Raw genomic sequence first — 23678 nt, 5'->3', positions numbered from 1 at the left:
TGGTCGCGAAACGGTCTTCTTTAATAAATGCAGTCTGTAATTTAATGCTGTGCTAAACATTTAATAAAATGCAAGCGCAAATTGTTGCGAGATATGGCCAGGCGACAATTTCGGCGTCATGGCCACTCGTCGCATCCTGCGATAATACGATCGCGGCAATCATCACATCGATCGAACCCTGACTACTCCGTTAATCGCCCGTTCAGGTAGGCTTTTGTAGCATCGCATTATCCCGTTTTCGCAGATGCACAAGAGGTTCGACGTGACGCTATTCAAGGTCTATGCAAGAGCTCTGCGCTATCTTGGCGCCTACAAGCTGCGCGTATCCCTGGTCGTTGTCGCAAACATTGTTCTTGCGACGATCACCATCGCGGAGCCGATCCTGTTCGGTCGCATTATCGATGCGATTTCGGGCAAGGGTGAGGTCAAGCCCATCCTCTTCATGTGGGCGACTTTCGCCGTCTTCAACACCATTGCCTTCGTCCTGGTGGCCCGCGAGGCCGACAGACTGGCCCATGGCCGGCGAGCGACACTGTTGACGGAAGCCTTCGGCCGCATCATTTCCATGCCGCTCGGCTGGCACCATCAGCGCGGCACCTCCAACGCGCTGCATACATTGCTGCGCGCCTGCGAGACGCTGTTCGGCCTCTGGCTGGAATTCATGCGCAACCATCTGTCGACGGTCATCGCGCTTGCCCTTCTGATACCGACCGCAATGTCGATGGACCTGCGCCTTTCCGCCGTACTCATGGTGCTCGCCATCGCCTACTGGCTGATCGGCCGCGTCGTCATGAGCCGCACCAAGGACGGCCAGGCTTCGGTCGAGAACCATTATCACACCGTCTTCTCGCATGTCAGCGACTCGATCAGCAACGTTTCTGTCCTGCACAGCTATAACCGCATCGAGGCCGAAACCAGGGCGCTGAAATCCTTCGCCGACCGTCTGCTCGAAGCGCAGTATCCGGTGCTCGACTGGTGGGCGATCGCCAGTGCACTGAACCGTATGGCGTCGACGATCGCGATGATGGTGGTCCTGATCATCGGCACCATGCTCGTCCAGGCCGGCCAGCTGCGCGTCGGCGACGTCATCGCCTTTATCGGCTTCGCCAACCTGTTGATCGGCCGCCTCGACCTGATGCGCCAGTTCGCCACGCAGATTTTCGAGGCCCGTTCCAAGCTCGAGGAATTCTATGCGCTGGAAGACTCGGTGCGTGAACGTGAAGAGCCGGCCGGCAACGGCGAAATCAAGGACGTCAGGGGTTCGATCGAATTCCGCGACGTCTCCTTCGGCTTCGGCAACAGCTCGCAGGGCCTGCATAACGTCTCCTTCTCGGTGAAGGCAGGCCAGACGGTTGCGATCGTCGGCCCGACCGGCGCCGGCAAGACGACGCTCGTCAACCTGCTGCAGCGTGTCTATGATGCCCAGGGCGGCAAGATTCTCGTCGACGGCACCGACATTACCAAGGTGACCCGCAAGTCGCTGCGTCGCCACATCGCCACCGTCTTCCAGGATGCGGGCCTGCTGAACCGTTCGATCAGCGACAATATCCGCCTTGGTCGCGAAGGCGCCAGCGAAGAGGAAATGCGCCGTGCGGCCGAAGCCGCCGCCGCCGCCGACTTCATCGAGACCCGTGAGGAGCGCTACGATACGCATGTCGGTGAACGCGGCAACAAGCTCTCCGGCGGCGAGCGCCAGCGTATCGCGATTGCCCGCGCCATTCTGAAGGACGCGCCAATCCTGGTGCTCGACGAGGCGACCTCGGCGCTCGACGTTGAAACCGAAGCCCGCGTCAAGGCCGCAATCGACAACCTGCGCCAGAACCGCACCACCTTCATCATCGCCCACCGCCTGTCGACGGTCCGCGAAGCCGATATGGTGCTCTTCCTGGATGACGGCCGTGTCGTCGAACAGGGCAGCTTCGACGAACTCAGCCACAGCAACGGCCGCTTCGCCGCCCTGCTGCGCGCCAGCGGCATCCTGACGGACGAAGAAGTCCGCAAGGCCCATACCACCGAAGCCGCCTGATCGGTTCGGGTTTCAAGATAAAGGCCGGAAGGGTAGCTCCTTCCGGCCTTTCTGTTTGCTCTGAGACCTGGCAGGCTTTCCTGGTCAGATTGAAGTATTCTTGGTCCAAAAGGAGCCGGATGATTGAGCGGCCGACGCCCGTCGCCGACGGCGGCAAAGGTCCAGAGATCCTGCGGCCGGCGGGCGATCTTGCGAGCCCCCAGGCCGAATGCTCGTCACAGATATCAAGCAACCGCATGTTCGAGATCGGCTCCCGTGCGCCATGGGCTGGCACGCGGCCGGCGGGAGCAGTCCTCCACCGGCTCGCCCGCCCGCAGGCGCCGCAGCCAGACGTAGCCGGTCTGTCGGCTGATGCAGTGGCGCTGGCAAAGCTCAGATCGTTCTCCCCCTCAAGCTCTGCCAGCCGGCAGAATTCCAAATATTCGTCCGCAATCGACCTCGGCCGCTAGAGCCTTTCCTGGTCAGATTGAAGCATTCTGCCGGAGCAGGTTTTCGTCAGGGCAAAGGCGATTGGCGAAGGGCATACCACTTGGTACGTCCGAGCCGATCGCCTCTGCCCTGGCGGAAAGATGCCCGGCCCTTCGGGTTGGCTCAAACGGAGTCGGAATGCTTCAATCTAACCCGGAAAGGCTCTAACCTCCGCCAGTCGAAGAGCAACGGGGAGCGAAGCCATGAAGGTCCTGCGCATCGTCGCGAATATTCAGGCACCGGATATCACTCTGGCCCGGCGCTTCTATCAGGATATCCTCGGTCTCGACGTCATCATGGATCACGGCTGGATCACGACGTTCGGCGCCCCGCGCTCGATGAACGTTCAGCTCAGCATCGCCAGCGAAGGCGGTTCCGGAACGGAGGTGCCCGCCCTCTCGATCGAGGTCGACGACCTCGATGCTGCTTTCGCGGCGATGTCGGCCTCAGGCTTTCCGATCGAGTACGGCCCGGCCGACGAGCCTTGGGGCGTCAGGCGCTTCTATGTGCGCGATCCCTTCGGCAAGCTGGTGAATATCCTCGTTCATAAAAATTGAGCCGGCGGCCATCGGTCATGTCGGGCAAATCCGAGCTCTATTTCCGATCGTTCTGGCGATAGACATTTGCCGTTCTGCCAATGCGGACAGGAACGGGGATGGTGGCGGTATCGGCGACAAGTTTCCCCTTGAGCCTGCCCTGCTGGCGCTTGCGTTCGAGATAATAGGCATAGGCGAATTGTGTCGCGACCCCAGCGATCACGAAGAGCGGACCGATCAGTTGGTCCTTATTGGTGATGTAGAGCACCACCTGACCGATCATGGCGAGGATCGTGCCGGCGACGAAGATGTTCAGCGAGTGGCGGCCGAGGATCGTCAGCGGATGGTCCGCAGGACGGCGCAGGATACGCGACAGTGCCGGGATGCTGATAACGAGATAGGTCAGCGCCAGCACATGCAGCAGCCGCGGCAGCGACAGGAAGGTCTTGTCGAAACCGGTGATGACAGGCGGCAGGCCAAGTGCTGCCAGCGAGTTGCCGAAAATCCAGAGATGGCCGGTCACCCAGATGAAGGACAGCATGACGTAACCGGCAGCAACCGTCAGCAGCAGCGGATGCTGCGGGACCGTGCCGCCGCGCTTGATATGCAGCATCGAGACGATGCCGATCGTAAACAGGAACTGCCAGGAGAGCGGATTGAGGAACCAATAGCCCTCGATCAGCATGTTGTGCGGCGCCACTTCGTAGATGCCCGCAAGCAGCCAGACCGTGCCCGAGACACCGAGCGCCAGCCAAGGGCTTCGCGCATTCAAGAGCAGGATGACCGGCACCATCAGCATCAGCGCCCCGTACATCGGCAGGATATTATTGTAGCCGATCTGGTGGCCGAGCAGCAGCAGCGCTGGAATGCCTTCCTTCAGGTTCATCAAAACCGCCAGGATATTGATCTCGACCAGCAACCCCGGCCTATGAAACAGCCACGCACCGCAGAGAAAGAGCGCCAGCGTCATGAAGGTGGTGATCATATGGGCGAGATAGAGCGTGAAGGCGCGCTTTGCCGACTTGATCGCCACCGTGAGCCGGTTGCCCGGCTGGAAGCGGCCCCCATAGGCAAGGCCGACGGCAATGCCGGAGATCAGCACGAAGGCCTCGGCGGCATCGGAGAAACCGAAATTCTTCGTCGTCACATATTCGAAAATCTGTCCGGGAACATGATTGATGAAGATCATGATCAGGGCCACGCCACGCAAGACGTCGAGCCTCGTGTCACGCACTGACGCAGCTGCGGATAGGGAACTGCGCCCCGTGACGATGGCTTGGGTCGGCGTGCTTGCCATTGGTCTCTCCTTATTATCCGATTTGCAAACGCGACGACGGCCAAAAGGGTTCCCTTTTGGCCGTCGCGAATCGCCGTCTTTTTCAGCGTGGAGAACGCTGTTATCCGAGCGGATATCCCTCTTCGGGATCGGTGACTTCGCAGCCGTTGATTGACAGAGTGTAGCCGCTGTCATTGGACGCTTTTGAGACCGAAATGCGGTATTTGCCGCCGCCTTGCTCCACCTCTGCCGCAAAACCGTCCCATTCCGAAGGGAGCGACGGGCGCACGTAAATCCGGCCGTCCTTCAGCCGGATACCGAGGATGCCCTCGACGGCGGCGCGATAGAGCCAGCCGGCTGACCCGGTATACCAAGTCCAGCCGCCGCGCGACGTATAAGGCTCGTTTCCGTAGACGTCGGCCGCAACGACATAGGGTTCGACGCGGTATTGCTCCGCTGAAGCCTTGTCGAGCGCATGGGTGATCGGGTTGAGGATCTGGAAGCAGCGGAAGGCATCGTCGCCCCGCTTCAGCTCCGCCAGCGCCATCACGACCCAGGTCGCGGCATGGGTATATTGCCCGCCGTTTTCGCGCACGCCCGGCGGATAGGCCTTGATATAGCCGGGATCCCTGGCGGAATTGACGAAAGGCGGCGTGAACAGCCGGATGATGCGGGCATCCTCGTCGACCAGCTGATCGAGCACCGCATCCATCGCCGTGACGGCGCGGGCTGGATCGCCCTCGCCCGACAGCACGCTCCAGGACTGCGCGATCGAATCGATCCGGCATTCGGGGCTTTCCCTGGAGCCGAGCAGCGCACCGTCGTCGAACGTGCCGCGGCGATAGTAGCCGCCATCCCAGGCCGCAGTTTCCAGCGCCTTCTTCAGCTCGGTGAGATGCGCCGACCAGCGCCCTGCACGGGCCGTGTCGCCGCGCTCTTCGGCATAGGGAATGAAGGAGCGCAATGCCCCCGCCAGGAACCAGCCGAGCCAGACGCTGGTGCCGCGCCCGCCGACGCCGACGCGGTTCATGCCGTCGTTCCAGTCGCCGCCAAGGAACAGCGGCAGGCCGTTGGCCCCCTTGCGAGCGATGGCGAGATCGAGCGCCAGCGCCGCGTGTTCGTAGACGCTCGCCTTGTTCTCGGAGATCTCCGGCTTGTAGAACGAGTCGTGCTGGCCTTCGAGCAGTGCCGGCCCTTCCAGGAAGGCGATCTCCTCGTCGAGCACGTTTTTGTCGCCGGTGACGCTGCAATAGTGGTGGATCGCGTAAGCGAGCCAGACGACGTCGTCGGAGATCAGCGTACGCACGCCCGCACCCGTTCCCGGCAGCCACCAATGCTGTACATCGCCTTCGCGGAATTGCCGCGAAGCGGCATTCAGGATCTGGCGGCGGGCAAGCGAGGGCTCGTGCAGCACGAAGGCCAGCGTGTCCTGCAGCTGGTCGCGGAAGCCGAAGGCGCCGCTTGCCTGGTAGAAGGCGGTGCGGGCCATGATGCGGCAGCCGAGGCTCTGATAGGGCAGCCAGGTGTTGACGAGATTGTTCATCCCGCGATCTGGAGTCGATATCTGCAGCCTGCCGGTGAAATCCCGCCAGAAGGCGCGGTTTGCCTCGACGGTCTCGTCGAACGAAACCTTGCGGATATCGGCGATGACAGTGCGCGCTTCTTCTTCCGTCGACGTATCGCCGAGGAAGAATGTGAAGTCGCGCTCTTCGCCGGCGCCGAGCTCGATGTCGATTGCAAGCGCCGCGGCCGGATCACCATCGAGTTCCGTCGCGCCGGAAAGAGCGGCGGCGGAAGTGACGGCCTGCGGTGCCTGGATCGTCCCCGCCTTACCGATGAATTCGCGCCGGCTTGCCGAGAAACTCGAAAGTGTCTCGCTCGCAGCGAAGAATGYAGTGCGGTTCGAAAAATCGATGCTGTAGGGATTGGTGGCAAACAGCGCCCCCGTCTCCTCATCATGGCTCGACAGGATGAAAGGCACCGTGCGTCCCGGATTGCTGCCGAGAATCCATTCGACATAACCGTAGAGACGCAGCTTGCGGCCAGTCGAACCGGTGTTGCGCAGGCGCAGGCGTTGCAGTTTCACCGGCTTTTCGCGGTCGATCGTCTGCGTCAGCTCAAGCGCGATATCGTGCTGAACGCTGGAGAAGACGGAATAACCGAGCCCGTGGCGGGCTTCGAAACGGATGTCCGGCCGGCGGGAAAGTGCTGCGAACGGCGTCATGACGGCACCGCTGTCCAGATCGGTGAGATAGAACGCCTCTCCCGAACGGTTGACCACCGCATCGTTCGACCAGGAGGTCAGCTGATAGTCGCGCGAATTGACGCTCCAGGTGAAACCCGAGCCCTCGGCCGAAACGTGGAATCCGAAGCTGTCGTTGGAAATGACATTGATCCAGGGCTGCGGCGTCGCATGACCTCCAGGCAGCCGAACGACATATTCGCGTCCGTCGCGGGCAAAGCCGCCGATGCCGTTCCAGAAGTCGAGATCGCCTTCCTCCTCGATGATGACGGCGGGCACGACAGGTGGCGGCACCGGCGCAACACGCTTGACGGGGGCCTTGTTGCGCTCGACCCGTTCCATCTCCTGCAGTTCCTCCTTGGAGGGTGCAAACAGCGCGACGGCGCGATTGATCTGGTCGACCACCTTGCCGTTCTTGGTGTGCAGCGTGACGCGGGAAGCCGCGATCAGCGCATGATAAGTGGCTTCTTCCATCAGATCCCTGCGAACCGCAAAGATATGCTGGCGCAACCCGTCGGCCTGGCCCATGCGGCGGACGTTTTCGCACATGGCGTCGAGCGCATGCTGCATGTCCTGCGCATAGGACGAAGCGCGTTCGTTCATGATGACGAGATCGGCGGTGACGCCGCGCGAGCGCAGATATTCCTGCGCCAGCAGCGCCTCGCGGGCGATGTCGAGATCCATGTCGTCGTTGATGCGCAGCGTGAAGATCGGGAAGTCGCCGGAGATCGCCAGCGGCCAGAGCGCCGATTGCGACTGTAGGCCGGCCTCGACGGTCGCCTCGTCCTTGCGCAGTTGCATGTCGGGATAGACGAGATAGCGCCCGAGATGCTGGAAGGCGGCCGCCTGCTGGGAGGTGACGCCGACATGGCGCATCTTCACCTGCGTGCGTGTCCAGGCCTGGACGAGCTCGTGGGTGAAGGCATCGGGATGACGGTAGCGATTGACCGCCTTGTCGACTTCCTCGCGGCTTGGCGCCGCAATCGTCCAGAAGATCACGCTGACTTTCTTGCCGGCCGGTACGCGGACGGTGCGACGCAGCGACATGACGGCATCGAGCATGAAGCCGTCGCTGCCGGAAAGCGTGGCACCCGGATCGAAGGCCGCCGCATCGGCGAGGCTGCGGCCGCGGCCGATGAACTTGCGCCGGTCGGTCTCGAATTCGGTATGGCGGGTGTCGCCGGCATTGTCGACGATCAGATGTGCGATGCTGATATTCGGCTCGTTCGGGTCGCGCTTGTTGCGTTCGGCGCGGATGACGTCGCCGCGCTTGCCGATCTCTGTCTTGACGAACATGCGGGCGAATGCCGGATGCGCATTGTCGGTATCGTCGGAGGTAATCACCGGTTCGAGATAGGAGGTGACCTCGATGAAACGGTCTTCCGTGCCCATGTTGAGCAGCGTGACGCGACGGGCCTCGGCATCATGCTCGGTCGCGACGATGCATTCCACCTCGCTTGTGAGGTCGCCGACCATCTTGGTGAACTGCGCCTTCTCGTCGGCGAATTCGACCTTGATCTTTTCGCCTTCGACACCCTTCGGCTCTGATGTCGCCGACCACCATTCGTTGGTGGCAGTATCGCGCAGGAAGATGAAGCTGCCCCAGCGGTCTTCAGTCGGATCAGGCTTCCAGCGGGAAACGGAAAGATTGTTCCAGCGGGAATAACCGGCGCCCGTCGCCGTCAGCATCACCGAATAATGACCGTTCGACAGGAAGACGAGTTCGCGGTCACGGGAAGCCGGATCGCTGATCTTCCTGAGCTCGGGCCGCAGGAGATCGTCCTGGATGCTGGCCGGTGTGTCGGATTCATGCTTGCCGCTCATGACGGGAATGTCGCGCGGCGCCTTTTCCTGCAGCAGCAACTCCGCCGCCTCGATGACGGGATCGGCGTGGAAGAGCTCGCGCAGATGACCGTTGAAGGCGACGTTGGCGACCGCCGCGATCGACATGCCGTGGTGATGGGCATAATAATTGTAGACCACCGCGCATTTCTTGCCTTCCGGCACGCGCGTCGGCGTGAAATCGACGGCGTCGTGGAAGCCGAATTTGCCGAGTGCGCCGAGCTTGCGCAGCTTCTGCAGGTTTTCCAGCGCGGCTGGCGGATCGTACTGGCTGGCGAGCAGCGAGGCATAGGGCGCGATGACGGCATTATGGCCGAGGCCGCGCTTCAGGCCGAGCGTGGGCACGCCGAAATTCGTGTACTGATAATTGAGGTTATGGTCGCGGGCATTGAAGGCCGCTTCCGAAATACCCCAGGGAATACCGAGCTTGCGGGCGTAATTCATCTGCTCGACGACGACCAGATTGTTGGTCTGGTTGAGAATACCCCCGCCGCGCTCCTGCATGACGAGCGGCGGCATCAGATATTCGAACATCGAGCCGGACCAGGAAACCAACGCACCGCGCGACCCCACAGGCACGACCTGGCGGCCGAGGCGGTACCAGTGTTCCGTCGGCAGGTCACCCTTGGCGATGCCGAAGAGGCTGGTCAGGCGGCATTCCGAGGCGAGAAGGTCATAACAAGCCTGATCGAGTTCACCACTTTCGACGCGATAGCCGATCGACAGCAGACGCCGTTCCGGCCGGAACAGGAAGCCGAAATCCATCGAGAAGGCGAGATCGCGCGCCTTGTCGCGCAGCGCCACCAGGCGCGGCCGCAGCGCATCGACTTTGGAAAGGTCGAAGGTGCTGTCGGAAATATGCGCCTCGCAGACCTTCACCAGGGATGCCGCCCATTGGGTGACCTCTTCGCTCTGCTTCGACTTGACCTCATGGTCGAGATTGGCGGCGAGCTTCTCGATGTCGCGCGCGAGAACCGCAAGGTTGATGATGCGGATCGAGGCGAATTCGTGCTCGCGTTTGACGGCGGCAAGCGCGTTCTGGAAGCCGACGATGCGCTCCTCCAGGCGCCGGCGCAGCGGGCGCACGGTCTTGCGGTCATCGGGCAGATCCGCCAACACTTCTCGGAGAATGCCGGCCGTGTCGCCGACGCCGTCAAGATTGCCCTGCATATGGGCGGACGGCGCCTCGGCCCAGTTGCGGCAGGCCGACGAAATGGCGATCAGATGGCCGGCGAGATTGCCGCTGTCGACGGCCGAGACGTAACGGGGGCCCAGCGTCTGCAGCGTATCGGTGTGATACCAGTTGAACAGATGGCCGCGGAATTTCTCCATTCTGTCGATCGTCGCGATCGTCTGCTCCAGCCGTTCGAGCGTCTCCTCGAAGGAGAACCAGCCGAAATGCCGGCCGGAAACGACGGAAAGCAGATAGACGCCGATATTGGTCGGCGAGGTGCGCGCCGCGACAATCACATGCGGCGTTTCCTGGATATTGTCCGGCGGCAGATAGTTCTGCTCGGCCGTCGTGAAGGTCTCGAAATAACGCCAGGTGCGCCGGGCGATCTTGCGCAGTTCGCTCGACACGGAATCGGCGACCTCGAGCCGGTCCTCGGTCTCCGCCGACTGGCTGACATACCAGGCGACGACAGGCGAGAGGATCCACAGCAGCGCGAAGGGAATGCCGACGAGAAAGGYGTTGTCACCGGGAAGGGCTGCGAAACCGAGCGCCAGCAGCGCCAGCGCCGGCGCATGCCACATCGCCTTGTAATAGGAGATCAGCGTGCCCTGGCCACCGGCCTGAACGCTGGCGGCGGTCCGCCACTGCAGCATCAGCTTGCGGCTGACGAACAGGCGATAGAGCGAACGGCCGATCGCATCCGCCATCATGCAAGCCGAATCGGCGATGAAGACGATGCGCAGCGCAACCTGCGCATTGGCGGCCGTGATATCGGACCAGACCGTATAGAGATGGGCGCGGGCGATGATATCGCTGGTGCGCGGGATGATGCCGTTGATGAGCGACAGCGTCGGCGCGACGAAGAGGCAGAAGATCAGCAGAATCTGCCAGATCAGCGCCCCGAGCGGACCCATGAAATACCAGCCGAGCACGGAGGCGAAGAACCAGGCGATCGGCGTCAGCGAGCGGCGCAGATTGTCGAACATCTTCCAACGGCCGAGTGCCGTGACGCCGTATTTCGGATTGAACATGTAGGGGAGAAGCTGCCAGTCGCCGCGTGCCCAGCGATGCTGGCGCGAGGTTTCCACCTCGTAGCGGATCGGGAAATCCTCCACCAGTTCGAGATCGGTGACGAGCGCGCAACGCGCCATCGAGCCTTCGAGAAGATCGTGGCTGAGCACGGAGTTCTCGTCGATCCGGCCCTTCAACGACGCTTCGAAGGCATCGACATGGTAAAGGCCCTTGCCGGTGAAGGTGCCTTCGCCGGCGAGATCCTGATAGACGTCGGAAACGGTGAAGACGTAAGGATCGAGGCCACGGTTGATTGAAAAGACGCGCTGGAAGACCGACGCGTCCTTGCCCGTCGTCAGCGACGGGGTGACACGCGGCTGCAAGACGCCATAGCCGCTTTCGACGCGGCCGGTTTTCGGATTGATGACCGGGCGGTTGATCGGATGATAGAGCTTGCCGACGAGCTTGGTGACGGCATCGCGCATCAGGCGCGTATCGGCATCGAGCGTCATGACATATTGCACATTGGCCGGCACGGTATTGGCGCCCGGCAGATAGGTCGTGTCGCGGTCGCCGCGCAGAAGCATGTTCAGCTCGTGCAGCTTGCCGCGCTTGCGCTCCCAGCCCATCCAGACGCCTTCCGCGGGATTGTAGAGGCGGCGGCGATGCAACAGATAGAAACGCGTCTTGCCGTCATAGGCATAGCGGGCGGAGAGATTGGCGATCTCGCGCCTGGCATAATCGAGAACCTCGAGATCGGCAGGCGTTTCCTCGACCTCGCTGTCCGGCCAGTCGCTGAGCATCGCGAAATAGATCTCACCGCGCGGATTGGCGAGATAATGAACCTCGAGATTGCGAACGTGATCGTCGACGCTGTCGCGGTTCGAGATCAGGCAGGGCACGACGAGCAGCGTGCGCGCATCTTCCGGAATGCCTTCCTTGAACTCGTAGCCGACGAGGCGCGCCGGCGTCACGAAGAAGGATAGCAAGGTGTTGAAGAGACCTGTCGCCCCCTCCGACGCCGGCACCGAGAACATGATCAGCAGCAAGGCGATTTCAAACGCACCCATGCCGGCATTCGCCATGAATTTGCCGACGATCGCCATGGCGATGATGGTCAGCAGCATGACGGGCACGGCAATCGCCAGCCAGTTGAACCGGCGCACGGCGCGCACAAAATGCTGGATGATCGTCGGGCGATAGTTCGCCCGCGCCTCGAGCTTCGGCCGCTGCGCGCCCGACAGGAAGCCGCCGACATTCGGTTCGTGCGGCTGCGGCTCGTCGGAGGCCTTGGCGGCGTCAGTCATGTCGAGCGCCAGCTGGGCGATTTCCATTTCCGTCAGCGGCGAGCGCTTGGCCAGCTTCTCGATCTGTTTGCGATATTTGTTGCGCGAGCCGGAATCGAGGATGCCGTAATCCGAATGCTCCCAGAGCAGCTTGTCGACATGGCTGACCTGCTCGACCCAGACCGACCATTCGGCGTCATCGATCTCGCGAAGGCTGCGGATGATGTTGCCCATCGTCACGTTGCCGGAAGAGAGTCGGCTGTGTTCGGCCGTCGTCGTCTCTTCGGTGTTGCGGCCGAGCTCTTCCAGCCGCGCATCGAGCCAGGTGATCGCCAGGCTCGACGTCTGCGAGCCGTCGCGCAGGCGATAGAGGAACTGCGTCGAGAAGGTATTGTCCTCGGCAAGCGATTCCAGCGTCTTCAGATACGCGGTCGCCCCGGCTGGATCCGTTAGGCGCACCAATTCATCGGCCGCCTCGTTGGCGCGGCGGCGCAGGCGGCGGCTTGCTTCGACACGGCTCGAAATGCGGCGAAGGTTTTCGACGAGCACATAGCGCACGAGGGAGGGCAACGCCCAGAGTTCGCCGATCCTGAGCGTCTCGCTGGCCTGGAAGCCATCGACCAGCGCCGTCAGGCTTTCCTGCGAGATCGTGCTATGGGTATGAGCGACATAGAGCCAGGCAAGCACGAGGGTGCGCGGCACCTCGACGCCGCCGACGACCATGGTCGGCAATTCGCGATAGAAGCGGCGAGGGAAGTCGCGCCGCACCTCCTGGATCGCCTCTTCGACGATATAATGATTGTCCAGCAGCCATTCTGCCGCCGGCGTGATCGTCTCGCCGGCTTCGACGTCGGTCGCCGTGGTCCGGTAGACACGCAGAATTTCCTTCTCGTTTTCCTTATGGCGGGCGAAGAAATCGAAGGGAGCGAAAGCCGGCAGCTTGTCGACGCCGTTGCGGGCGACCGCATCGCCCATCGCCTTGATGTCCTCGATGGAAAGATAGGTCGAGCGGATCGAATCGTTATGATCGATCTGCTTCGTCTCGGGTTCGCGCGAAAGGCTCGGAGAAAGATTGGAAATAGACATGGGTTCGGTTCTGGATCCAAACGAAGTTATGGCTGTTTTGCTCAGCCTTTTGCACTGCTTATCATGACTGCTACATGAACGGAGCCCTATTCTTCAAAGATCGATGAAGTGGGGGTGAACGACACTTGGCAAGCGATGCAGACGGGCTAAGCCCTGGTTCAGGACGCGGCCCGACAGGATCGAGACCATCGATACCTCTCCGCGAAAGCCATGTCGAAAATTTGGACACTATCGGGATAATTCAAGTCAAGAGGCGTTCACCGCTTGCCCGCCGAGCTTGTCTGGGCGGTGGGAATGACGAAAATGCCGGCCCCTGGTCCCGGCGATCAACAGCTTCGATTTCAGAAAAAGAAAAGAAGACGATCGCCAGATCCTACGCCTGACAGCGATTTGGGCGAGCCTGCACCCCGCGCATGAGCAAGTTCGCCGTGGCGCGCTTTGGATGGCGTGAAAAGAATAGAAGAATGACGATGAGTGAGAAAGCCGAGACAAATTAATGTTCGGAATTCAATAAGGGCGGAAACCGCCGCAGCGCCGGCATCTGCCGACGCTCAATCTTCCACCGGATTACCCGACGACGCCGCAAACCATGGCCACGACGAACAGGAACGCCGCGGTGAAGATCGCTCCATGAAGCACCGTCTGAAGCCTGTGGCGTGTGGTGAGCGGCTTCTTGGTCGGTACGGAACCATACTGGTTCACGTGAGCATGCGAAATACCCAGATCTGCCATATGTCGCCTCCGTTGTTCTCGTGCGGCCGGTTGTGCGGCTCGCGCTTATATTCTTATTTTCTCTATCAAGTAGGTAGAGATAAAATTCCGTCTAGAGCGAACGGAAGAGAAAATTCAACCAGCCCTTTTAGCAGAGCGTGCGCCATGCCCAGATCAACGAGCGCTCGACGGCACTCTCCTTCTCAGGCGGGTTGGAGGAAGCCTCGATCAGCCGGCGGTCCTTTTCCGCGGGAAGGGATACCGAAATCTGTTCCCGGCGATCGGTTTTAACCGGAGGATCGAGGTAGCCCATGGTCATCCCACCGAGAAAGAACATGCTTCAACCTCCATCGATCACGAAAGCTAACAAACGTTAACGGGATCATGACAGAAGCAAGGCAGCTGTCAATAGTCTAGTCGAATGGTCGTCTTTTAGGAAAACATTATCCTTAACAGCGCCGCCGATCTTTTCTTTTCAAAGGTTTGAAAAGATTGGCTTTCAGGCTTTGACGAAACCCTTGCTCGCGATCATCAAATTTCTCGTATAGTCCTCATGAACCGCACCCGTCGCCAGCTCTTGCGAGCTCAACCGCTCGACGACGGCGCCGTTGCGCATCACGGCGAGCCGCTCACACATATGGGTGACGACACCGAGATCGTGGCTCACCATCACGAAGGTGAGCTTGCGGTCGCGTCGGATCTGCTCCAGCAGGTTCAGCACCTCGGCCTGCACCGAGGCGTCGAGTGCCGATGTCGGCTCATCGAGCAGCAGGATTGACGGTTCCACGATCAGCGCCCGGGCGATCGCCACGCGCTGGCGCTGGCCGCCGGAGAGCTGGTGCGGGTAGCGGAAACGGAAACCATTGCCGAGGCCGACCTCGTCGAGCGCCCGGGCGATGCGCTTGTCGCTGTCGGCGATGCCGTGGATTGCAAGCGGTTCGAGCAGAAGCCGGTCGATGGTCTGGCGCGGATGCAGCGAACCATAAGGATCCTGGAAGACCATTTGCACGCGCCGGTAGAAGACTTTGCTGCGCTTCGAACCTTTCAACACTTCGTCGTCGATGTGGATCGCGCCGCCGCTGATCGGCGCAAGCCCTGCAACGGCCCGCAGCAAGGTCGATTTTCCCGAGCCGGACTCACCGACGAGGCCAAAGGATTCGCCGTGTTGGACGGCGATGCTGACATCCTTCAGCGCATGAAAATGGTCGTAGACGACGCTGAGATTGTCGACTTGGAGAGCTGCACTCATGCCGCCCACTCCGGCTTGCGGTCGAGCACCGGCAGCGGATGGCGGTTTGCACCGATCTCGGGCATGCAATTCAGCAGTCCTTGCGTATAGGGATGCTGCGCATGTTTGAGATCGGCCGCCGCCAGTTCCTCGACGATCTTTCCGGCATACATGACGATGACGCGGTCGCAGAAGGAAGAGACCAGCCTCAGATCGTGGGAGACGAAGATCAGCCCCATGCCGCGCTCGGACACCAGCTTGTCCATGATCCTCAGCACGTCGAGTTGCACCGTCACGTCGAGCGCCGAGGTCGGCTCGTCGGCAATCAGCAGCTCAGGCCCGGCAATGAGCATCATGGCGATCATCGCCCGCTGCCCCATGCCGCCCGAAACTTCGTGCGGATGCAGGTCGAAGACACGCTTCGGGTCGCGGATCTGCACCGCTTCCAGCATGGCGAGCGCGCGCTCGCGCGCCTCCGCCTTGCCGACCTTCTCATGTGTGCGCAGTGTCTCGCAGATCTGCCGTCCGATCGACATGACGGGATCGAGCGAATATTTCGGATCCTGCAGGATCATGGCGATGCGCTTGCCCCGCAGCCTGCGCCTTTCGCCGGCAGACGCATTGATCAGATCGATGCCGTTGAAATTAAGCCTGTCGGCCGTGACGATGCCGTGTTTCGGCGTCAGGCCCATGATCGCCCGTCCGGTCTGCGACTTGCCGGAACCGGATTCGCCGACGATGCCGAGCCTTTCCTTGCCGAGCGTGAAGGAGACGCCGCGCACGGCCTCGATCACGCCCGTGCGCGTGGGGTAGCTGACCTTGAGCTTGTCCACCGTCAGAAGTGTCGTCATTGGCCGCTCTCCTTCGGATCGAGCGCGTCGCGCAGGCCGTCGCCGAGGAGATTGAAGCCGAGGCTGACGATGAGGATGGCGATGCCGGGCATCGCCGCGACCCACCATTGATCGAGGATGAAGCGCCGGCCCGAGGCGATCATCGCACCCCACTCCGGCAATGGTGGCTGCGCGCCCAAGCCGAGGAAACCGAGACCGGCCGCCGTCAGGATGATGCCCGCCATGTCGAGCGTCACGCGCACGATCAGCGAGGAAATGCAGAGCGGCATGACATGGCGCACGACAATGCGAAGCGGCGAGGCACCCATCAGCTTCACCGCCGAAATATAGTCGGAACGCCGGACCGCCAGCGTCTCGGCACGAGCGATGCGCGCATAGGGCGGCCAGGAGGTGATGGCGATGGCGATGATCGCGTTCTGGATGCCGGGACCGAGAGCGGCGACGAAGGCAAGCGCCAGCACCAGCTTCGGAAAGGCAAGGAAGATATCGGTGATGCGCATCAGCGTCGCATCCACCCAGCCTCCGGCATAACCGGAGACGGTGCCGACGATCAACCCGATCGGTGCCGAGATGACGGCAACGAGCGCGACGACAAGGAGCGTCAATCGCGATCCGTAGATCAGCCGGGAATAAATATCACGGCCCTGGTCATCCGAACCGAGCCAGAATTCCCCCGTGCCGGGCGGCAGCAGGCGGGCGTTGCGCAGATCGCCGACAACGGGATTATGCGTGGCGATCACATCGGCAAAGGCGGCGATAAAAAGCAGCGCCACGATGATCAGCAGGCCGACGACAGCGAGCCTGTTTGCCGTGAACTGCCGCCAGGTGACATAGGTGCGGCCGAGGCGGGCCTGCATGCGCGATTGCGGCCGGTCGGAGAGCAGCCATTCGCGGCGGCTCATCGCAGGAGATGGGCTGGCATTGGCCGTCATCGATTTCGCGTCCTCGGGTCGAGCGTCCGGTAGAGAAGATCGGACAGAAGATTGATGCCGATGAAGACCGTACCGATGACGATCGTGCCGCCGAGCACGGCGTTCATGTCGGCGTTCTGCAGCGAATTGGTGATGTAGAGCCCGATGCCTGGCCAGGAAAAGACGGTCTCGGTCAGCACCGATCCCTCGAGCAGGCCGGCATAGGAAAGCGCAATGACGGTAACGAGCGGCACGGCGGCATTGCGCAGTGCATGGCCCCAGATCACCCGCGTTTCCGAAAGCCCCTTGGCACGTACGGCGACGATATATTCCTGGGAAAGCTCGTTCAGCATGAAGCTGCGCGTCATCCGGCTGATATAGGCGAGCGAGAAATATCCGAGCAAGGAGGCAGGCAGGATGATGTGGCGGAAGACATCATAGAAGACATCCCACTGCCCCTGCCAGGCACTGTCCAGCAGGTAGAAGCCGGTGATCGGCGTGAACGTGTATTCGAAGACGATGTCGATGCGGCCGGGAAAGGCCACCCAGCGCAGTTGCGCATAGAAGATCACAAGCGAGATCAGCGCCAGCCAGAAGATCGGCACCGAATAACCGATCAAGCCAATGACCCGCACCACCTGGTCGACGATGCTGCCGCGGCGCACCGCGGCGAGAACCCCGAGCGGCACGCCGACGAAAGCGCCGATCAGCGTTCCGAGCGTCGCGAGCTCCACTGTCGCCGGAAATGCACGGCGAATATCGACCATCACCGGATTGGTCGTCAGGACCGAATTGCCGAAATCGCCGGACAGGATGCCTTTGATATAGATGAAGAACTGCTGGTAGAGCGGCAGGTTGAAGCCCATCTCCTGGCGCACGCGCTCGACGACATGGTTGGGTGCGCGATCGCCAAGGATGGCGAGCACGGGATCGATCGGCACGACGCGGCCGATGAAGAAGGTGACGGCCAGCAGGCCGAGATAGGTGGTGACGGCGGCAAACAAAAACCGCCCTAACGCCTTTGCAAAGGCGCCGGCACGGCCCTTTCGGGGCCGCGCCTCCTGTGTTGTTTCGATGGTGCTCAAGCCACTCAATCCCGCCGGATTATTCCTTGGCGATCGGACCGACGAAATTGGTGTCGAAGCTCGGACCCAGCTTGAAGTCCTTCACGCTTTTGCGGTAGCCAGCCACCTCGGTCTGCTGGAAGATGAAGACGAAGGGGCTGTTTGCCAGGTACTTCTTCTGGATGTCCTGATATATGGCGGCGCGCTTGGCTGCGTCGCGTTCGAGAAGTGCGGCCTTGGCTTGCTTGTCGAGTTCCGGCGCTTCCCAGGTGTTGCGCCATGCGAGCGTCTTCACCGTGCCGGCATCGGAATTGTCGGGGTTGCCGGTGAAGGTGTCGGCATTGGAATTCGGGTCGAAATAATCAGAACCCCACTGGCCGATATACATGTCGTGGGTGCGGGCACGATATTTGGTCAGCGTTTGCTTGCCGTCGCCGGGGATGATTTCCATCTTGACGCCGGCCTGTGCCAGCGTCTGCTGCATGGATTCGGCAATGCCCGTCACCGGCTGCGTGTTACGCACGTCCATGGTGATCGAGAAACCATCAGGCACGCCGGCCTTGGCGAGCAGTTCCTTGGCCTTGGCGACATCGAGCTTGTAGGGATTCTCGTCGAGCTCACCGAGCTGTCCCTTCGGCAGGAAAGTCTGGTGGATTTCGCCGATCCCTTTGATCAAAGTCGCACCGATCGCGTCGTAGTCGACCAGATACTTAAAAGCTTCCTGGACTTCCGGCTTCTTCAGGTTCTCGTTCTTGTTGTTCAGGCTGACATAATAGATCGTGCTTTTCGGCGCACTCGTCGTCGCCAGATCGGCATTCTTCGCAACGGCATCGAGGTCGCCCGGCTCGAGATTGCGGGCGATATCGATGTCGCCAGCTTCGAGCGCCAGCCGCTGCGCCGAACTTTCCTTCATGTAGCGGTAGATGACGCGGTTGAGCTTTGGCTTGTCGCCGTAATAATTGTCATTGCGCTCCAGCACGACGACTTCGTTGGCGCGCCATTCGCGCATCTTGTAGGCGCCGGAACCGGCATAGCCGGTCTTCAGCCACTCATTGCCGAAATCATTGTCGTATTTGTGCTCGGCATCCGGCGTCACCGCCTTCGTATGCTCCAGCACCAGCTTCTTGTCGACGACGGAAGCGACGGTTGCCGTCAGGCAGTTGAGCACGAAGCTCGGCGCATAGGCCTTGTCGACCGTGAAGACGAAAGTGCCGGCATCGGCAGCCTTGGCTTTTTCCGTGACGTTGTCGCCGGTCAGGCCGAACTGGGTGAGGATGAAGGCCGGGCTCTTGTCGAGCTTGACGGCGCGTTCGAAGGACCAGGCGACATCTTCGGCGGTGACCGGGTTGCCGGAGGCAAATTTCAGGCCTGACTTGAGCTTGAACGTATAGGTGAGGCCATCATCGGAAACGCTCCAGCTCTCGGCGAGATCGCCCTTCACCTTCGACGTATCGTCCATGTCGAGACGAACAAGCAGGCTGTAGCTGTTGGTGGTGATTTCAGCCGTCGAAAGCTCGAAAGCCTCGCCCGGATCCATCGTGATGATATCGTCGATGGCAACTCCTTCGACCAGCGTATCCTTCGGCGTCTCGGCGAAGGCGGCGGGTGCCGCCATCATCAGGAGCGAAAGCGCGGCTCCGGCGGAAAGCATGCGAAAATTGCGGCTGAGTTTGGTCATCATCATGGTCTGTTCCCCTGTTTTTTGATTGGATTAGGAAAGGCTTAGGCGCGGTCCTCCCGCCAAGCTTGGGCCAGAATGCGAAGCCAGTTTTCACGGGCAAGTTTTGCGAGGTCGGCATCAGCATAGCCAACCTCTCTGAGAGCGGCAATCAGCTTCTGATTGCCGGCTGCATCACCGATTTCCTCAGGAATGGTGGCCCCGTCGAAGTCCGATCCGAGCGCCACGCAATCGATGCCGATGCGGTTCACGAGATAGTCGATATGGCGGATCATGTCGGCAAGCGGCGTATCGCTGTCCGAGCGGCCGTCGGCACGCAGCATGGCGGTGGCATAATTGATGCCGACGAGCCCGCGGCTTTCGCGGATCGCATCGAGCTGCCTGTCTGTCAGGTTGCGCGCGACCGGCGTCAGGGCGTGGGCATTGGAATGAGTGGCGACCAACGRCTGATCCGTCGTCTTCGCCACGTCCCAGAAACCCTTCTCGGTGATATGAGCAAGGTCGATCAGGACGCCGAGGCGATTGCATTCCCTGACCAGCGCGAAGCCGGCATCGGTCAGGCCGGGCGCCGTGTCCGGCGACATTGGGAAGGCGAAGGGCACGCCGTGACCGAAGACATTGTGCCGGCTCCAGACCGGCCCGAGCGACCGCAGCCCCGCCGCGTAGAATACCTCGAGCGCCGAGAGATCGGCGCCGATCGCCTCGCAACCTTCCATATGCAAGACGGCGGCAAAAATGTTATCCGCCATGGCGCCGCGGATATCTTTCACCGTCCGGCAGAGCCGCCAGGCGCCAGCTTGGTCGAGCCGCAGCGCGATCGCCGCCATTTCATTGGCGATGGCAAGGGAAGGCAGCGGATCAAGAGGTGCCGCCATCGGCGTGATATAGCGACCGTTAGCATCCGGATCGGCAAAGACGAGATCGCCCGAGGGAATGTAGATGGCGCAGAGACCGCCCGAAAGACCGCCCTCTCTGGCGCGACGCGCATCGATATGGCCGACCGTCGTGCCGTCTGCGAATTCCGCGATCGGGTCGCTGCCGTCTTTTGAATGTGTCCAGAGTCGAAGGAGAACGTCGTTGTGACCGTCAAATACGAATTGCATCTGTCTTCCTGCGCTGCCCGAGCGGGCGAATGAAGCGGCAGAATAGAAAAGCTGACGGAATTCGCCACCTCTTTTTTTAAAAATCCGTCATCGACGCTGGAACAGGATGATTTTCGGCCAGTTCGGCTTAAAATCTGAATGCTCTTCTAAGTTAAATAGTTAGAGCGTGATGTCGTCCGAAAACCGCTCACATTCTTCGGCATCATGCTCTCAAAACGGAACGGGGGCCGAGGCCCCCGCAAAACTATCGGATCACGCTGCCGGAAATTAGTGCTTGCGGCGTTTCTTCTGTCTGTAGACGTCGATGACAACAGCCGCGACGATGATGAGGCCCTTGACGATCTCCTGGTAGTAGGCGTCGATCCTGAGGAAGGTGAAGCCGGAGGTCATGACGCCGAGAATGATGGTGCCGATGACTGTGCCGGTGATGCGCCCGACACCGCCGGTGAGCGAGGTGCCGCCGATGACGGTCGCGGCGATCGCGTCAAGTTCATATCCGACACCCATGCTGGCCTGTGCGGTTTCCGCACGTGCCGCAGTGACGATACCGGCAAGGCCGGCAAGCAATCCCGCAATCACATAGACCTTGACGAGATGAGCCTCGATGTTGATGCCGGAAACACGCGCGGCCTGCGGATTCGCGCCGATGGCATAGGTGAACTTGCCGTAGCGGGTGTAGCGCAGCGCGATATGAAAGATCAGTGCAACGACCAGGAAGACGACAACCGGCCAGGCTTTCGTTCCGATGAAATGAAACTGCTCGGTGATTCCGGAAACCGGCTGTCCCTTCGTATACCACTTCGCCACGCCTCTGGCCGAAACGAACATGCCAAGTGTGGCAATGAACGGCGGGATCTTGGTGTAGGCGATGAGCGCGCCGTTCGCGAGGCCGGCCGCCGCCCCGATCAGCAGACCGACGACGATGGGCACGAAAGCCGGCAGGTCGGTCAGCGAGGGAAAGACGGCCCGTCCCCAGGTCGAGGACTGGGCAAAGCTCGTTGCGATCATCGCCGTCATGCCGACGACCGAACCCGACGAAAGGTCGATGCCGCCGGTGATGATGACCTGCGTGACGCCGACGGCGATGATGCCGATGACGGAGACCTGCAGGATCATGATCGTCAGACGCTGCGAATTCATCAGGAAGCTTTGGCCGATGAACATCCAGCCGAGCACTTCGTAGATGAGTGCGATGCCGACGAGCACGAGGAAAATGCTGAGTTCCGTCGGTATGCGCCGCCGCCTTTGCCGGGTTGCGAGCGGAGCCGCGCTCTCTGCTGCCTTGGTAGTCATGTCAAACCTCCCTTGGACGATCGCCGTCGACGCATCACTGCGCAGCCAGCTCCATCACCTTTATCTGCGTTGCTTCGTCGCGATTGAGGAAACCGGTCACGCGTCCCTCGTGCATGACCATGATGCGGTCGCTCATGCCGAGAACCTCGGGCATCTCGGACGAGATCATCACCACCGCCACGCCGTTTCGCGCCATCTCCACGACCAACCGGTGGATTTCCGCCTTGGCGCCGACATCGATGCCGCGCGTCGGCTCGTCAAGGATGAGGATGCGCGGATTGGTGAGCAGCCAGCGGCCGATCAGCACCTTCTGTTGATTGCCGCCCGAAAGATTTTCCACCCGCTCGTAAAGATTGGGCGTTTTCACGCGCAGCTTTTTTGCCATGTCTTCGCAGGTTGCCTCGACTGCGCCCTGCTGCACGAAGCCGCCCTTGACGTATCTGTCCTGCAGAACGGCGATCTGCATGTTCTCGAGAATATCGAGGATCAACAGGCAGCCGGTATCTTTCCGGTCTTCGGTCAGGAACGCCATGCGATTGCGGATGGCCTCGGTCGGCGAAGAAATGGTCACCGGCTTGCCGTAGAGCTCGATCGAGCCGGAACTTGCCGGCGTCACGCCAAACAGCGTTTCAGCGACGTTCGACCGGCCGGAGCCGACCAGGCCGGCCACACCGAGGATTTCGCCGGCCCTGACCTCGAAGGAGACGTTCTTGAAAACGCCGTTGAGACACAGATCCTTGACGGAGAGCACGACCTCGCCGATCGGCACCTCTTCCTTGGGAAACATCTGGGTGATCTCGCGCCCGACCATCATCCGGATGATGTCGTCGCGGGTGACGTCGGTTGAGGCATGCGTGCCGATATATCGGCCGTCGCGGAAGACGGAAAACTCGTCGGCAATCTCGAAGAGCTCGTTCATCTTGTGGGTGATGTAGACGATACCGATGCCTTGGGCCCTGAGGTCGCGGATGATACGGAAAAGATGCTCGACCTCGCGCTCCGTCAGCGCCGAAGTCGGCTCGTCCATGATCAACACGTCGGAATTATAGGAAACCGCCTTGGCGATCTCGACCATCTGCCGGTTGGCGACAGACAGGAACCGGACCTCGATATCAGGATCAATTGCGATATTGAGCCGGGTAAACAACTCCTCGGTCATGCGGTGCATCACGCCGTGATCGATGAAACCGAGGCGGTTCTTCGGTTCGCGGCGAATCCAGATATTTTCGGCAACCGTCATGAACGGCATCAGGTTCAGTTCCTGATGGATCATGGCAATGCCGTTCTCCAGCGCGTCGAGCGGAGATTTCAGCTGGATTTCGATCCCCTTCAGGCGAATATCGCCCTTGTCGGGCGTGTAGATACCGGCGAGGATCTTCATCAACGTCGATTTGCCGGCGCCGTTTTCGCCCATCAGCGCATGCACGGAGGCGCGCTTCAGTCGGAACTGCACGTCGTCGAGGGCGACGACACCGGGAAATTCCTTGCGGACACCCTCGGCGCTCAAGAGATATTCCGCATTCGGAACTGCGCCGCTCGCGCGCACGGCGGCCATGGTTGTCGGGCTGACGGCCATATCATCTCCTCCGGATACGGGTAGGCGAAAAGGATGCGGGCTTTGCCCGCATCCTGCTTGGCCTTCCCCTCAGTTCTTGGTGACGAAGTCCTTGACGTTGGCAGGCGTCACGAGCTGGAAGGGAATGTAGACCTTCTTGTCGATCTTTTCGCCCTTGGCGAGCTTGAGCGCTGCATCGAGCGAGCCCTTGCCCTGGCCGGCGGCATCCTGGAACACCGTGACGTCGAGATCACCCGCCTGCATGGCGGCAAGCGCGTCCTGCGTGGCGTCGACACCGCCGACGACAACCTTGGTCATATCCTTGCCGGCCGCCTTC

Annotated in this window: 15 protein-coding genes and 1 pseudogene; 3 read left to right on the top strand and 13 right to left on the bottom strand. The window is 61.0% G+C overall.

Annotated elements, in window-relative coordinates; all coding sequences use genetic code 11:
- Positions 1 to 262: 262 nt before the first annotated feature.
- The 3 genes from AC1D1Z_RS15330 (at position 263) to AC1D1Z_RS15320 (ending at position 3051) form a co-directional block, all read left to right on the top strand.
- A complete protein-coding gene (locus AC1D1Z_RS15330) occupies positions 263 to 2026 on the top strand; it encodes a glucan ABC transporter ATP-binding protein/ permease (protein WP_113542554.1) in 1764 nt (587 codons plus the stop codon).
- Positions 2027 to 2145: 119 nt separating this feature from the next.
- Positions 2146 to 2475: a hypothetical protein gene (locus AC1D1Z_RS15325; RefSeq protein ID WP_245510121.1), complete on the top strand. Its 330-nt coding sequence runs from the start codon at positions 2146 to 2148 to the stop codon at positions 2473 to 2475.
- A 222-nt stretch (positions 2476 to 2697) separates the two neighbouring features.
- On the top strand, positions 2698 to 3051 hold the full coding sequence (locus AC1D1Z_RS15320) for a VOC family protein (RefSeq protein WP_026230974.1): 354 nt from the start codon (positions 2698 to 2700) through the stop codon (positions 3049 to 3051).
- Between the two features lie 37 nt (positions 3052 to 3088).
- Here AC1D1Z_RS15320 and AC1D1Z_RS15315 read toward each other — a convergent pair whose 3' ends face one another.
- The 13 genes and pseudogenes from AC1D1Z_RS15315 to AC1D1Z_RS15255 form a co-directional block, all read right to left on the bottom strand.
- The gene (locus AC1D1Z_RS15315; RefSeq protein ID WP_131605700.1) at positions 3089 to 4327 is read right to left on the bottom strand and encodes an OpgC family protein; all 1239 of its coding nucleotides are present in this window, start codon (positions 4325 to 4327) and stop codon (positions 3089 to 3091) included.
- Positions 4328 to 4427: 100 nt separating this feature from the next.
- The gene (locus tag AC1D1Z_RS15310) at positions 4428 to 12947 is read right to left on the bottom strand and encodes a glycoside hydrolase family 94 protein (RefSeq protein ID WP_477851066.1); all 8520 of its coding nucleotides are present in this window, start codon (positions 12945 to 12947) and stop codon (positions 4428 to 4430) included.
- Between the two features lie 567 nt (positions 12948 to 13514).
- Positions 13515 to 13679, bottom strand: a complete 165-nt coding sequence (locus AC1D1Z_RS15305) for a hypothetical protein (RefSeq protein WP_018244083.1) — start codon at positions 13677 to 13679, stop codon at positions 13515 to 13517.
- 127 nt (positions 13680 to 13806) lie between these two features.
- Complete coding sequence (locus AC1D1Z_RS15300) at positions 13807 to 13995, bottom strand: hypothetical protein (RefSeq protein ID WP_018244084.1); 189 nt, start codon at positions 13993 to 13995, stop codon at positions 13807 to 13809.
- A 162-nt stretch (positions 13996 to 14157) separates the two neighbouring features.
- Positions 14158 to 14907 (bottom strand): ABC transporter ATP-binding protein, encoded by a 750-nt coding sequence (locus tag AC1D1Z_RS15295; RefSeq protein WP_028733603.1) that lies wholly within the window; start codon positions 14905 to 14907, stop codon positions 14158 to 14160.
- Positions 14904 to 15737 carry an ABC transporter ATP-binding protein gene (locus AC1D1Z_RS15290; RefSeq protein WP_018244086.1) on the bottom strand — a complete coding sequence of 278 codons (834 nt, stop codon included), beginning with the start codon at positions 15735 to 15737 and terminating at the stop codon, positions 14904 to 14906. Before AC1D1Z_RS15290 ends, AC1D1Z_RS15295 begins: the two co-directional genes overlap by 4 nt.
- Positions 15734 to 16669 carry an ABC transporter permease gene (locus tag AC1D1Z_RS15285; protein WP_112905542.1) on the bottom strand — a complete coding sequence of 312 codons (936 nt, stop codon included), beginning with the start codon at positions 16667 to 16669 and terminating at the stop codon, positions 15734 to 15736. Before AC1D1Z_RS15285 ends, AC1D1Z_RS15290 begins: the two co-directional genes overlap by 4 nt.
- Positions 16666 to 17733 (bottom strand): ABC transporter permease, encoded by a 1068-nt coding sequence (locus AC1D1Z_RS15280; protein ID WP_131605702.1) that lies wholly within the window; start codon positions 17731 to 17733, stop codon positions 16666 to 16668. The genes AC1D1Z_RS15285 and AC1D1Z_RS15280 overlap by 4 nt, the downstream gene beginning before the upstream one ends.
- 19 nt (positions 17734 to 17752) lie before the next feature.
- Entirely contained in the window at positions 17753 to 19396 is a 1644-nt protein-coding gene (locus AC1D1Z_RS15275) for an ABC transporter substrate-binding protein (protein ID WP_131605703.1), read from the bottom strand.
- 38 nt (positions 19397 to 19434) lie between these two features.
- Positions 19435 to 20493 carry a dipeptidase gene (locus AC1D1Z_RS15270; RefSeq protein ID WP_477851061.1) on the bottom strand — a complete coding sequence of 353 codons (1059 nt, stop codon included), beginning with the start codon at positions 20491 to 20493 and terminating at the stop codon, positions 19435 to 19437.
- Between the two features lie 267 nt (positions 20494 to 20760).
- Positions 20761 to 21786 carry an ABC transporter permease gene (locus AC1D1Z_RS15265; RefSeq protein ID WP_018244091.1) on the bottom strand — a complete coding sequence of 342 codons (1026 nt, stop codon included), beginning with the start codon at positions 21784 to 21786 and terminating at the stop codon, positions 20761 to 20763.
- A gap of 34 nt (positions 21787 to 21820) precedes the next feature.
- Positions 21821 to 23362, bottom strand: coding sequence for a sugar ABC transporter ATP-binding protein (locus tag AC1D1Z_RS15260; protein ID WP_028733608.1), 1542 nt, complete (start codon positions 23360 to 23362; stop codon positions 21821 to 21823).
- 69 nt (positions 23363 to 23431) lie between these two features.
- Positions 23432 to 23678 (bottom strand): annotated as a pseudogene (locus tag AC1D1Z_RS15255) (rhizopine-binding protein); the annotation flags it as partial.

It is taken from the genome of Rhizobium sp. P1_E1, from assembly GCF_056406015.1.
The sequence above is the reverse complement of the archived record's forward strand: the minus strand, read 5'-3'. Positions and strand labels throughout refer to the sequence as shown.